The 12,532-nt window shown below is 39.9% G+C and carries 11 protein-coding genes; 6 read left to right on the top strand and 5 right to left on the bottom strand.

Going from position 1 to position 12,532, the window contains the following annotated elements; translation table 11 throughout:
- Positions 1–5: 5 nt before the first annotated feature.
- Positions 6–1,142 carry a Gfo/Idh/MocA family protein gene (locus HPE63_RS07030; RefSeq protein WP_188313545.1) on the top strand — a complete coding sequence of 379 codons (1,137 nt, stop codon included), beginning with the start codon at positions 6–8 and terminating at the stop codon, positions 1,140–1,142.
- Between the two features lie 56 nt (positions 1,143–1,198).
- Here HPE63_RS07030 and HPE63_RS07025 read toward each other — a convergent pair whose 3' ends face one another.
- Positions 1,199–1,669, bottom strand: a complete 471-nt coding sequence (locus HPE63_RS07025) for an ASCH domain-containing protein (protein ID WP_188313544.1) — start codon at positions 1,667–1,669, stop codon at positions 1,199–1,201.
- A gap of 299 nt (positions 1,670–1,968) precedes the next feature.
- Between HPE63_RS07025 and HPE63_RS07020 the strand changes: the two genes are divergently transcribed.
- The 4 genes from HPE63_RS07020 to nadD all read left to right on the top strand — a co-directional run bounded on the left by HPE63_RS07020 (position 1,969) and on the right by nadD (position 5,189).
- The gene (locus tag HPE63_RS07020) at positions 1,969–3,021 is read left to right on the top strand and encodes a sugar phosphate isomerase/epimerase family protein (RefSeq protein WP_188313543.1); all 1,053 of its coding nucleotides are present in this window, start codon (positions 1,969–1,971) and stop codon (positions 3,019–3,021) included.
- Between the two features lie 130 nt (positions 3,022–3,151).
- Positions 3,152–4,009 (top strand): YicC/YloC family endoribonuclease, encoded by an 858-nt coding sequence (locus tag HPE63_RS07015; protein WP_188313542.1) that lies wholly within the window; start codon positions 3,152–3,154, stop codon positions 4,007–4,009.
- The gene (gene gmk, locus HPE63_RS07010) at positions 4,009–4,602 is read left to right on the top strand and encodes a guanylate kinase (protein ID WP_188313541.1); all 594 of its coding nucleotides are present in this window, start codon (positions 4,009–4,011) and stop codon (positions 4,600–4,602) included. The genes HPE63_RS07015 and gmk overlap by 1 nt, the downstream gene beginning before the upstream one ends.
- Positions 4,603–4,604: 2 nt before the next feature.
- The gene (gene nadD / locus HPE63_RS07005; protein ID WP_188313540.1) at positions 4,605–5,189 is read left to right on the top strand and encodes a nicotinate (nicotinamide) nucleotide adenylyltransferase; all 585 of its coding nucleotides are present in this window, start codon (positions 4,605–4,607) and stop codon (positions 5,187–5,189) included.
- An 80-nt stretch (positions 5,190–5,269) separates the two neighbouring features.
- Here the strand turns inward: nadD and HPE63_RS07000 are convergent, their stop codons facing one another.
- The 4 genes from HPE63_RS07000 to HPE63_RS06985 form a co-directional block, all read right to left on the bottom strand.
- Positions 5,270–5,776, bottom strand: a complete 507-nt coding sequence (locus HPE63_RS07000; RefSeq protein ID WP_188313539.1) for a nicotinate-nucleotide adenylyltransferase — start codon at positions 5,774–5,776, stop codon at positions 5,270–5,272.
- A 194-nt stretch (positions 5,777–5,970) separates the two neighbouring features.
- Positions 5,971–7,140: a sialidase family protein gene (locus HPE63_RS06995; protein ID WP_188313538.1), complete on the bottom strand. Its 1,170-nt coding sequence runs from the start codon at positions 7,138–7,140 to the stop codon at positions 5,971–5,973.
- 136 nt (positions 7,141–7,276) lie between these two features.
- Positions 7,277–7,999, bottom strand: a complete 723-nt coding sequence (locus HPE63_RS06990; protein WP_188313537.1) for a DUF6503 family protein — start codon at positions 7,997–7,999, stop codon at positions 7,277–7,279.
- Positions 8,000–8,051: 52 nt separating this feature from the next.
- Positions 8,052–10,340: an inorganic phosphate transporter gene (locus tag HPE63_RS06985; RefSeq protein ID WP_188313536.1), complete on the bottom strand. Its 2,289-nt coding sequence runs from the start codon at positions 10,338–10,340 to the stop codon at positions 8,052–8,054.
- Positions 10,341–10,718: 378 nt separating this feature from the next.
- Between HPE63_RS06985 and HPE63_RS06980 the strand changes: the two genes are divergently transcribed.
- Positions 10,719–12,497, top strand: coding sequence for a Na/Pi cotransporter family protein (locus HPE63_RS06980; RefSeq protein WP_188313535.1), 1,779 nt, complete (start codon positions 10,719–10,721; stop codon positions 12,495–12,497).
- Positions 12,498–12,532 lie beyond the last annotated feature (35 nt).

Raw genomic sequence — 12,532 nt, 5'->3', positions numbered from 1 at the left:
GATTCATGCCAAAAAAACTTAGACTTGGAATATTAGGGGGCGGGAGTGAGTCCTTGATCGGAATTTTACATCGCGTAGCTGCCCAAATCAATGATAACTATGAATTGGTGGCCGCGGTTTTCACTCCGGATTTTGATAGCAACATGGCCTTTGCCCAAGAAATCGATATGCCTTTAAATCGTGTTTATCAAGATTTTGACACATTGATTGAGGAAGAAATGCAATTGCCCGAAAGCGAACGGATTGAAGTATGTGCCGTGTTAACGCCCAATTATCTGCATTTTCCAATGGCCTTGAAATTGTTGGAGAATGGTTTTCATGTCATATGTGAAAAACCTATGACCACTTCCCTCGAAGAGGCCAAAGTTCTACAAGAGGCACATAAAAAGGCCGGGACCGTATTTGCACTGACCCATACCTACACAGGCTATCCCATGGTACGCCAAATGCGCGAAATGATAAAGTCTGGAGCTTTGGGTAAAATACATAAAGTCGATGCGGTTTATTATCAAGGCTGGGTCAATACGGTCATTCATGACCAAAAGAAACGTGCCTCAGTTTGGCGTCTAGACCCGAAAAAGGCTGGTATAAGTTCGTGTATGGGTGATATAGGAGTGCATGCCTTTAATATGCTTGAATTTACGACGGGGCTAAAAGTCAAGTCAATTTTGAGCGATTTCAATTATCTGTATAATGGCAACCCTATGGATATTGACGGTACGGTCCTGATTAGAATGGGGGATCATGTAAAGGGGGTAATACGGGCCAGTCAAGTGGCAACAGGGGAAGAAAATGGATTGGCGATTGCCATTTATGGGGAAAAGGCTGCCTTTAAATGGGAGCAAGAAAATCCTAATTTCCTTTACCTCTTGAGCGATACCCAACCCACGCAGATCTATAAACCTGGACATGGCTATAATTCAGTGCTTTCCTTGGATGGCACTAAATTGCCAGCAGGTCACCCTGAAGGTATTTTCGATTCCATGGCCAATATTTATAAAGGGGCTGCCAGGGCCATTAGGGGTCAGATCTATAACGACGGGGAATTTCCTACTATGTTGGATGGCGTACGTGGGATGAATTTTATAGAAGCAACGGTTGAATCCCATAAGGGAGGAAATGTCTGGGTAGATTTAGAATGACACCCAAAACATAAGTAATGAAAAACGCCTTGGCTGTTACCAAGGCGTTTTTTAGTCTATTTTTTCCTGTCGAATACCATTTCGAATTCCTCGCAGACAATGATCATACTTTCTTTTGGAACCTTATTAAAAGGTTCAAGTTCACGTTTATAATAATCCCAATGCACTTTTTTCCAATAGGCCAAGCTCTTGTCCCCTTCTGCTTCCATTTCCGCATAGGCTTCGTCTATACTGAAATATGGTTTAAATTTCACTGCGGTGGTCTGTATAATACATTGTGCATTACCATCCCAATCGGTAACTACGGTAAAGTTCCCGATTTTTGGCAAGGGTTCATTACGGCATTGCAAACTCAAAAGTGAATGGGAAGTAGCGCGTTTTATTCCTTTTTTAACCAATTTGGCACATTCGTTCGCATCTTTTTCGTTATCACAAAAATGAATTGTTTTCGGTGCCTCGGCGAAGGCATCCTCAAGGTGGTGATCTAAATAATCCCCCCACATATTACGTGCTGATGCGTTATCCATATTACAATTCTAATTTATTTCCTCAAAGGTAGTTTTCGTACCAATCTAGCTATTAAACGAAAAAGCACCTGATTTAGTGTTTATTATTTTAAAAGCCACAATCGGTTCATCTACACTTGTTTGCTTTCCCTTTCTTTAAAGGGTATAATGTTATTTTAATTATGCTGTATTTCCTATCTTTATAAAGTAGGGAACTGTATTACTTACATGGTGTAATGAGGATTAAATATAGGGTTTATTCTTAAAATAATCCCTACGAAAGCCCCTTGGGATTCAATAACATTATCAATTATCATAATATGAAGACAATTAAAGGACCAGCCGTATTTTTAGCGCAATTTGTAGACAGTAAAGCACCTTTCAATTCTCTTGACGGCATGTGCAAATGGGCATCGGATTTGGGTTATAAGGGGATACAAATACCTACATGGGAGAGTTTCCTGATCGATGTTGACAAGGCAGCGGAAAGCCAAACCTATTGTGACGAACTCAAGGGCAAGGTTAATTCTTATGGTTTGGAGATTACAGAGCTTTCTACCCATTTACAAGGGCAGTTGGTGGCCGTAAATCCGGCTTATGACCTAATGTTCGATAGTTTTGCACCAGATAAGGTTAAGAACAATCCCAAGGCCAGGACCGAATGGGCCGTTGATGTCATGAAAAAAGCAGGGACGGCTAGTCGTAGGTTGGGAATTACAGCCCACGCCACTTTTTCAGGCGCCTTATTATGGCATACCTGGCATCCCTGGCCCCAGCGACCTGCAGGTTTAGTCGAGATGGGATTTAAGGAATTGGCAAAACGTTGGAAGCCTATATTGGATCATTTTGACAAAGAGGGGGTCGATGTATGTTACGAAATACATCCAGGTGAGGATTTGCATGATGGGGATACTTTCGAACGTTTTCTAAAGGCCACCGGAAACCATAAAAGAGTGAATATCCTATATGACCCCAGCCATTTCGTACTACAACAATTGGATTATATAGCCTATATAGACCATTATCACGAGTTTATTAAATCATTTCATGTAAAGGATTCGGAATTTAACCCTACAGGTAAAAAAGGCGCATTTGGGGGTTATAATGATTGGGGAGATCGGGCAGGCAGATACCGTTCTTTGGGCGATGGACAAATAGATTTTAAGAGCATATTCTCGAAGTTGACGCAATATGGGTGTGACGTTTGGGCCGTGATGGAATGGGAATGCTGCATTAAAAGTCCGGAACAAGGGGCAAGGGAAGGTGCGAAATTCATCCAGGAACATATCATAGAAGCTACCGAAAAAACATTTGATGATTTTGCCGGAGCTGATATCGATAAAAAAGTCCTAAAAAAGATTTTAGGGATTTGAATATCGAAATTACTGAATATTATGTATCGAGAAAGGGTGTATTTGGCCCTATAGATAGGTTCAAGGAATTCTATTCATCATTTTTTGCTATCTGCAATTGCTTACCTTTGCATCAATTTAAATTTGTCTTATGATCCAATCCATGACCGGATTCGGGAAGCATGTTATTCAGCTTCCTACCAAGAAGGTAACTATTGAACTAAAATCCCTCAATAGTAAAAGTCTTGACTTAAATGCCAGAATGCCCAATGCCTATCGGGAAAAGGAGCTAGAGCTTCGAAAATTGATCGCCACTTCCCTGGTTAGGGGTAAAATAGATTTTGGACTCTATATTGAAAATACCGGTGATGAAACCTCGACCCAAGTGAATGAGGTTGTGGTTCGACAGTATATGAAACAATTGGCATCCATTGCCCAAGGCGATGATTTTAAGTTATTGGAAATGGCGTTGAATTTGCCCGATGCCTTGAAAACCGAACGGGAAGATATTGATGAAGAAGAATATAATACCATACTAGAGGTTTTGAAAGAGGCCTTGTTAGAGATCAATAAATTCCGATTACAAGAAGGGGTTGTATTGGAAGAAGATTTCGTTCAACGCATTAAGAATATGGAATCCTTATTAGAAAAGGTTGCCAAAATAGACCCGGAAAGACAGGAGGGAATTCGGGAGCGACTCGAAAAAGCCGTAGCGGATATGAAGGCCGAAGTTGATGAAAACCGTTTCGAGCAAGAACTTATCTACTATTTGGAAAAGTACGATATTACCGAGGAAAAAGTGCGTTTGGCCAATCATTTGGATTATTTTTCAAAGACCTTGAAATCAGCTGACAGCAATGGTAAAAAATTGGGCTTTATAAGTCAAGAAATAGGAAGGGAGATCAATACTATCGGCTCTAAGGCCAACTATGCCCCAATGCAACAATTGGTAGTGCAAATGAAGGATGAATTAGAGAAAATCAAAGAACAAATGCTTAATGTCTTATAATGGAAGGAGGTAAATTAATCATATTTTCAGCACCCTCGGGTAGTGGCAAGACCACAATTGTTCGCTATTTATTGGAACAACCGGAACTTAATCTCGCTTTTTCCGTTTCTGCCACCTCTAGAACTAGACGGGGCAAGGAGAAGCAAGGGGAACATTACTATTTTATGAATGTCTCCGAATTCAAGAAACATATTAAAAATGACGATTTCCTGGAATGGGAAGAGGTGTATCGCGACAACTTTTACGGCACCTTAAAAAGTGAGGTAGAACGGTTATGGGCCGAAGGCAAGAACGTTATTTTTGATATTGATGTGGTAGGCGGGTTACGTATAAAAAAGAAATATCCAAAAGAGACTTTGGCCGTTTTCGTGAAACCCCCTAGTGTTGATGAACTTAAGATACGATTGAAGAAGCGAAGTACTGAGAGCGATAATAAGATCAATATGCGCATTGCAAAAGCATCGGTAGAATTGGCTACTGCCCCTCAGTTCGACAAAATTATAAAGAATTACGACTTGGACACCGCACTTAAGGAAGCACACCAGTTGGTTGCCGAATTTGTAGGTGCCCCCGTGGTTAAAAAGAAAGATTGATCATGAAGAAGGTTGGACTTTACTTTGGTACTTTCAACCCCATTCATATTGGCCATTTGGTCATTGCCAATCATATGGTGGAGTTCTCCGATCTGGATGAGGTTTGGTTCGTCATTACCCCTATGAGTCCGTTCAAGACCAAAAAAACCTTACTCGATGACCATCATCGCTATCAAATGGTATTTGAGGCTACAAAGGAGTATCCCAAACTGAAACCCAGTAAAATAGAATTTAATCTTCCCCAGCCCAATTATACCATCAATACCTTGGTGCATTTAGAGGACCAATATGGCAATGACCATGAATTCGCTTTGATTATGGGGGAGGACAACCTCAAAGGCTTTCATAAGTGGAAAAATTATGAGGTTATTTTGGAGAATCATTCCCTATATGTGTACCCTAGGATCTCTTCAGGAAAGATAGACCACCAGTTTAAGGATAACCCTAAAATACATCATGTAGATGCACCCATCATGGAGATTTCATCGACCTTTATTAGGGATAATCATAGAAAAGGCAAGAACATTAAACCGCTTTTGCCTTTTGAAGTCTGGCGCTATATGGATGAAATGAATTTTTACAGGTAGCAACTTAAAAAGCGCCCTGTTCCAAATGGAACAGGGCGCTTTAAATTAACAACTATGTACTAAAACGATACGATGCTGTACTAAAGAAACTCGCCAGTATCGTCAATTTTTACTCGCATGACCTTATCACCATTTTTAAGTTTGATTTTGTAGCTTTTATTGGCCCCTTTGTTTTGGTTATAGGTAACCCTATAAACATCATTCACTATGGTCCAATTAGGAAATCTTTCTGCTACGGCATTTCTAACAGCAGTGGGCAGTTTAACATCTTCAAATCTTTCAATGGTTCTGAGGACTTCACCTTCTGGATTATAGGCGGCTACTATCTTTCCTTCGGGAATATAGAATGAAACATAGTAAAACTCGTTATCATCTTGATAGAATTCAGCATCCTCTAGGTTAAAGGCCGCTACTTTTCGTTCTAGCATTTGTACGGGTATTGCTACCTCTTTGGAATCAATTGCATTCAGGTATTTGTAATTGACAGCGGTTACCACTACTTCGGATAACTCTTCAACTTTTGGAACCTGTGCAAGTAATGGGCTGGTTAGGCCTAGGGCTAATAAACCAATAATGAATTTTTTCATGATTTATGATTTTAAGGTTAACGAATTGGATAATCCACTCTTTGGATGTCCCCATTCAGTATTTTAAAAGTAAATCCTAAACCATTGGCCCACAATGACCTAAATCAGTCCTATCGAAGTGGTACTAGGCAACCCCAACATATGTTCATGAACATTTTTATGTAGATTGTCGGTAAATGTAGGCTAGGGTAGTCTTAGTTGTTACTATTGCCCTTTATTTTTACCCTTTTGAACAATATTTTTTTATAATCATCGGTTTCAAAAAGAACGCCCAATGTCCTTTTATTCAATTTCACCATATCTGAATAGGCGGAGAAACCATGGTATACGTTATATATAGTGGTCCAACTTTTAGACTCATCGTAGCTCGCCATAATAACAAGATTTTCCCTTTTACGGGTGTTAGAGGGAGTTGCAAAAAGTAGTACATCTTCCCTCCCCTTTGTTTTAGTATCCCACCGCAATAGTGAGGCTTGGACTATTGGACTCGGAAATTTATCGGACTCGATAATGGGTTTGGTAAAAGTGAGCCCACCATCTGTACTATAAGTTTCCCCTCTATTTTTATCATGTGAACCTCCCAAATGGTCCCTCGTATTTACATAAATGTCACCGTTGGTCAATTCAACCACAGTGGTCTCATTGCATTGCACAACATCGGACAGGTCATTATCCACAGCACCGATCTTCCAACTACTTCCTTGATCGTCAGAATAAACTAGTGCCATACAATACGCCTTTTGTCCTTTCTCAACACTTATGGCCACGGGTACGACCAAGCGACCTTTATGTATGCCAAAATTCAATTCGATTCCGTGAACAGGTCCTAAAGCATGCCATCGCCAATGTGGTCGTTTTACCTGATCTGTAATATCTTTTGGGGCAGACCATGTTCGGCCATCATCGGAGGAATGCATTACATAGGCTTTACGCCCATCTTTGGGTCCATAGTCCTTGTTTAATATGTCATGTTCATTTTGTGGGGTAATATTGAACAACAGCACAATTTTGTTCTGGTCCTTTACATAAATGGGAACGGGATTTTGAACGGCAATGCTGTCCCTGTCAATCAATATTTGTATGGGTTCCCAGGATTTGCCCTGATTGGTAGACCTTCTGTATACTAAATCTATATTTCCGAAATCGCCGGTGGAATTCTTTCTTCCCTCGGCAAAGGCAATTAGTGCTTTTTTTGTTTGGATAATAGTTGGAATACGATACGCATAATAGCCCATTAGGCCGGAATAAAATGGAGTTGAAACCGTACTTGGGCCTGCTAAAAGGTTGATCCGTTCTTGAGATTGCCCAAAGCTTACTATAACTTGAAGTAATAGGACTAAGAAAAAAATGCTTTTTTTGTACATCTGAGAACTGTTTTTAATTTTTACGAGCAATTCCTAGATTGACTATTCATCCCAGCGGTATTTATTTTCAAATGGGATATTGATGATTTTTTGGAGCATGATCCCTTTCATGGGAAAGCCATGGGGCTCAAAATTTTTATTGCAGCGGTTCAGCTTTGGTCAATATGTCCGTCCCTAAGAGTTGATTATTGCTATTGTAATACCAAGTCCTGATTTTGGGCATTTTTATACTGGCGACATTTTCAATGCCATTAAGGAGAATATATTCCCCATCATTTTTGGCTTCGTCATGAAAAAACTGATAGGCTTCCATAGCAGAGGTCGAAGGATCAAAATAGAAATACCAAATGTCGTTGCCAATGTCTTCGTCATAGGTAACTTTAAGCACTAAGTAATTTTTACCATTCAAGTTTTTGGTTTGTACCAGCGGATCCAGGTTGCTGCCGGGGTCTTTTAATTTCATGGGAAGACCATAGAGGTAGGTGTAGTAATTTTTCGTTTTTAGGGCTTGTTCACAAGTTAATCGATAGGTATTCCGATCTTCATCGGATATGGAGGTATTTCCATTCAACTTTAGGGTGCAATCTTCTTTCTCCAGGATATATTCAATAACCACATCATCTTCCAAGGTGGTTAATTTGAAATATTCCTTGGGCAGGTTTATCTCAACCTCACTGCGCCGTTCCTTACCGTCAGGAAACTGCAGCGTAATAAAAAGTTTCCCCTCAAAAACATCCCAGAGTTGATTGGGGTCATGGTAGGCAATGGCTTTGTCCAACAATTGGGTGGAAGATAGTTCTTGGGCCATCAATGGCAGGGTGCCAGCCATTATGATAATTGCGAAGAAGTACCCTTTCATATATTTAGCTATTTCTCCCTAAGATAGTTAATTTACTTTGGGTTAATGGGACTTATTCCTCTATTCTTGCAGGTTCTATACTGCTATCATGTTCATGATAATAGGATTCCATAAGGTTCATAGTACTTTTTAATAGATCCTTGGTTTCCAATAACAGTGAAAAATATAAGGTGGTATTCTTTGGACTGGATTCTTCGGTCCGGGTTCTTGCCACTTGTTTTTGTATTTTTTCAGCGACCATATTGAAAAGGTTTTGCTTATTCCCAAGAAGATTGCCTATCTCCTCAAAAGAACGGTTTTCAAAGGCTTCCTTTGTACTATTGAACAATGCCTCCAACTGCTGATCGATTTGTTTCAACTCTTTTATCTGATTGTATTTGAGTTTATTATGATTGTTGTTCACGTGCTTATGACATATTTTGGCGATATAATCCAGCGATTGGGTTATATCGGTCAAATACCCTAAAATATTGATGTAAAAGTTACTTGCCCTTACACCGGTTTCATCCAAATTTTTTATGAAGTAAAAAAGATTATCCCTTAGTTCATCTATTTCCTTTGATAATTTTGAGACCTGTTTTTTGCTCTTCTTCAATTGAACGAGATCTTGCCTTGCCAGGCCGTTTATAGAGCTGGTGTAGATTTTATTGGCACGTTTGATCACCTTCGCGATATTATGGGTGCTTTCTTCGATTACGCCCTGTATAGAGCTGCTTTCGGCCTTGCGCAGACTATCAACAGCCTTGATTTCCTTAGATTTCTTTTTGTAGGAAATATAACTTTTAATCAGTAAAAGAAGGGCTGAGAACAGCAGAACGGCAATGGCCGCTCCTTTGCCAAAGCTGATAATGGTTAAAATGGCACCCGAAGCAATAAAAGCGATGATGGCGGTACCGAACCATCCCCCTATGACATTCAACACCCCTGCAACGCGATAAACAGCACTCTCTGGCCCCCATGCCCGATCTGCCAATGAAGTGCCCATAGCTACCATAAACGTGACATAGGTAGTAGATAAAGGAAGTTTGTATGAGGTAGCTATCGATATAAGGATCCCCGCGACCATCAGGTTCACTGCGGCACGTACCATGTCAAAAGCGGGAAGTGCGTAGGTCTTTTCCCTGGAAAGATGGAGTACCGGTTTTTCAAATCGGGCATCCACTTTCTTTCTGATGGATTTAGGAAAGAGCAATGAGATTTGGGAAATTAAAATGGTCAATCGCACAATTCCCCTAGAAAGAACATTTGGCTGGAATCGCTCTTTCGATTCCCCTTCCCTAGAAAGGTTTATTTCAGTATCGGCAACATGTCGCGCCTTCTTCGATAACCATAGTGTGGCCACCATGACCATTCCAGAAAGGAATAGAAGTAAGGTAGGAGTGGGTACTTTAGTGGCGAGAATGGACATGCTGAATTCTGTTGCCGGAATTCCGGATACTGACCAGGCTTCATACGATTGGTAAGCGGCGATAGGCACCCCGATAAAGTTCACCAAATCATTGCCTGCAAATGCAAGTGCCAAGGCAAAAGTACCTACCCCTATGATCAATTTATAAATATTGACTTTTGCCAAAACCATTAAAACATAGGATAGAATGGACCATATTAGGAAATTGACTAGTATTAGGTACCATACCTTGACCTCTAAAAAATCACTTATGGTCATTCCCCCTATCAAATTAAAAGGCTGACTGGCATAGGAGGTTCCTTTAATACCTTTCATTAAGATGAAATACGTAATCGCAGAAAGGGCGATACCGCCAAATATGGCCCCTACCCATTTTGCTTTTTTCTCAAAATTATGGGACAATAAAAGTCGGGAGATCCATTGTACAATTGCACCAATGGTGAAGGCAAAAACAACGGATAGAAGTATGCCTAGTATAATTTCCAAGGCTTTTGAAGTATTTATGTAATTCACCACCTCGGTAAAATCGCCTCCGGCACTCCATATTTTGATCATCGCCATGGCAACGGCCGCCCCCAAAAGTTCGAATACTATCGAAACGGTAGTCGAGGTGGGCATTCCCAAGGTGTTGAAGAAATCCAAGAGCAGAATATCGGTAATCATCACGGCCATGAATATGAACATGATTTCATTGAACATGAATTCACTGGGATTGAAAATGCCTTTTCGGGCCACCTCCATCATACCACTGGAGAATATGGCACCTAATGCAATACCCACACTGGCAACGATCATAATCGTTCTAAAAGAAATGGCCTTTGAGCCAATGGCAGAGTTAAGAAAATTCACAGCGTCATTGCTGACACCTACAACCAAATCGGCAATGGCAAGAACAGCCAATGCGATAATCATTAGAAGATAAATATTGTCCATATACCTATGTTGAAAGTAACATGCAAACCTACTTTAAATCTTAAAGATAAATGTGAACTTAATGTTATGAATTACACTTATGATTCGATTTCGTTCTTTTTAATTTTTTCCCATTTTTTTTGAAAGTAGTTATGTTTTTAGTGCATTAGACAAAGAAATAGAGAACAATTATTGGGTTTTAACCATATTAAATTAAAATGACCTAGGCTTTCCGCTTACTTTTAATTTACATTATATTTACGTTAAATTAACATTGGATAAAGAGGATTCAGGGAATTCAAGATTTGTCTTTATCGTTACGAATTTAATATTAGACCATTGATTTCGCCTCCCTTTTTTGTAAAGGGGAAAGAGATGGATTAAGTATAGTGGATAGGCATGTTTAGAAAGTCGTTATTTTATATTTTTCTGGGAATATTGGCAGTGTTACTGTTTCTTAACCCAAATTTCAAAACCATAGGGGCAGGGGTGGCCATCTTACTATTTGGGATGATCATGTTGGAAGAAGGTTTTAGGGCCTTTACAAAAGGACCCCTTCAAAATCTCTTAAGGAAAGCGACTGATAAATTGTACAAAAGTATTGGGGTAGCGGCTTTGGTCACTGCTTTAATACAATCTAGTTCACTGGTTTCAGTAATTACCATTTCATTCATCAGTGCAGGGTTGATCAGTTTATCCGGGGGACTAGGACTGATTTTTGGAGCCAATATAGGAACTACGGCAACAGCATGGTTGGTCGCTGGATTTGGTTTGAAATTGCAAATATCGGCATTGGCTATGCCCATGTTGGTGTTTGGCATTGTTTTTTCTTTTCAGAAAAATACCGTTTTAAAAGGGCTGGGTAATGTATTGGCCGGCTTGGGTTTCTTCTTTCTTGGGATACACTATATGAAAGAGGGTTTTGATGTTTTTAAAGCCCATATCGATTTGACCAATTATGCCATTCCCGGTTTTTGGGGCGTTGTTGTGTATACTGGCCTGGGAATAGTGATAACGACCATCCTTCAATCGAGCAGCGCAACCTTGGCCTTGATCCTGACCGCCTTATCCGCCGGGCAGATTGAATATGAAAATGCCTTGGCATTGGCCATTGGGGCGAATGTGGGCACTACCATAACCGCGGTACTTGGATCTTTGGGATCTAATGTGGCCGGTAGGCGATTGGCCGGAGCACATCTGATATTCAATGTTGTAACTGGTGTGGTCGCATTGGCCTTTATTTACCCTTTAGCAAATTTGGTGAACATTATATCCGAATTAGTTGGTATAGGTGCAACCGATTTTATTTTGAAACTGGCGCTTTTCCATACCATTTTCAATGTACTTGGAGTGCTTTTGATGATTCCGTTTATTAATAAGTTGGAACTCTATTTAATAAGGTTCTTCAAGGAAAAGGTCGACAAGGATATTGATGAACCCAAATTCTTGAACGAAGCCGTTCTGCAATTTCCGTCGGGTGTCATATTATCCTTGATCAAGGAGGCCAAGTATTTATATGAAAATGCTATTTTCGAAATCGTCGCCCATGGGTTGAATATTCATCGGGAAGATATAAAGTCTGACCTCAGGGTAAAACAAATTGTCAAGAGCTCTAAGGAGGATTTTAAAACAAACATAAGGGAATTGTATTATAACAAAGTGAAAACCATCTATGGTGAAATCATAAGGTACGCCACAACGGCCCAAAGCACCTTGAAGATGACCAAATTGCAAAACACCCGACTTTCGGAAATAAGGATCGCCAGTCGTAAGATGGTGGAAATAATAGAGGGTGTTCGTGAACTAGGTCGGAATGTGTCTTTTTATCTGAATTCCAATAACAAATACATTAGCAATGAATATGATAAGTTTAGAAAGAAAATCGTCAAAGTACTAAGGGTTATCTATTTGTTCAGGACCGAGGAGGATAAGGAATCACATTATTCGAAGCTTATGATACTTAAGGAAGAAGCTAAAAAAGGCAGGCATCTAAGCACCAAATCAATTAACAAGTTAATACGCAAAGATCTGATTACTGTAGACATGGCTTCTTCATTGGTAAATGATAATGACCATGTAAATGACATTGTCAAAAAACTTATAGAAGTCGCTGAATTATTATATGGTGAAAAAGACACCCTTTTAGGCAACGGCAAACTACCTAAAAAAGCACCTTGACACTACCGTCAAGGTGCTTTTATTAGGATTGGATA

Source organism: Maribacter arenosus, assembly GCF_014610845.1.
Taxonomy (GTDB): domain Bacteria; phylum Bacteroidota; class Bacteroidia; order Flavobacteriales; family Flavobacteriaceae; genus Maribacter_A; species Maribacter_A arenosus.
This window is presented reverse-complemented; position numbering and strand designations above follow the sequence as displayed.

Excerpts from the sequence above, each read along its gene's own strand:
- HPE63_RS07030 (WP_188313545.1), top strand. The coding sequence starts at position 6 with ATGCCAAAAAAACTTAGACTTGGAATATTAGGGGGCGGGAGTGAGTCC.
- HPE63_RS07025 (WP_188313544.1), bottom strand. The coding sequence starts at position 1,669 with ATGGATAACGCATCAGCACGTAATATGTGGGGGGATTATTTAGATCAC.
- HPE63_RS07020 (WP_188313543.1), top strand. The coding sequence starts at position 1,969 with ATGAAGACAATTAAAGGACCAGCCGTATTTTTAGCGCAATTTGTAGAC.
- HPE63_RS07015 (WP_188313542.1), top strand. The coding sequence starts at position 3,152 with ATGATCCAATCCATGACCGGATTCGGGAAGCATGTTATTCAGCTTCCT.
- gmk (WP_188313541.1), top strand. The coding sequence starts at position 4,009 with ATGGAAGGAGGTAAATTAATCATATTTTCAGCACCCTCGGGTAGTGGC.
- nadD (WP_188313540.1), top strand. The coding sequence starts at position 4,605 with ATGAAGAAGGTTGGACTTTACTTTGGTACTTTCAACCCCATTCATATT.
- HPE63_RS07000 (WP_188313539.1), bottom strand. The coding sequence starts at position 5,776 with ATGAAAAAATTCATTATTGGTTTATTAGCCCTAGGCCTAACCAGCCCA.
- HPE63_RS06995 (WP_188313538.1), bottom strand. The coding sequence starts at position 7,140 with ATGTACAAAAAAAGCATTTTTTTCTTAGTCCTATTACTTCAAGTTATA.
- HPE63_RS06990 (WP_188313537.1), bottom strand. The coding sequence starts at position 7,999 with ATGAAAGGGTACTTCTTCGCAATTATCATAATGGCTGGCACCCTGCCA.
- HPE63_RS06985 (WP_188313536.1), bottom strand. The coding sequence starts at position 10,340 with ATGGACAATATTTATCTTCTAATGATTATCGCATTGGCTGTTCTTGCC.
- HPE63_RS06980 (WP_188313535.1), top strand. The coding sequence starts at position 10,719 with ATGTTTAGAAAGTCGTTATTTTATATTTTTCTGGGAATATTGGCAGTG.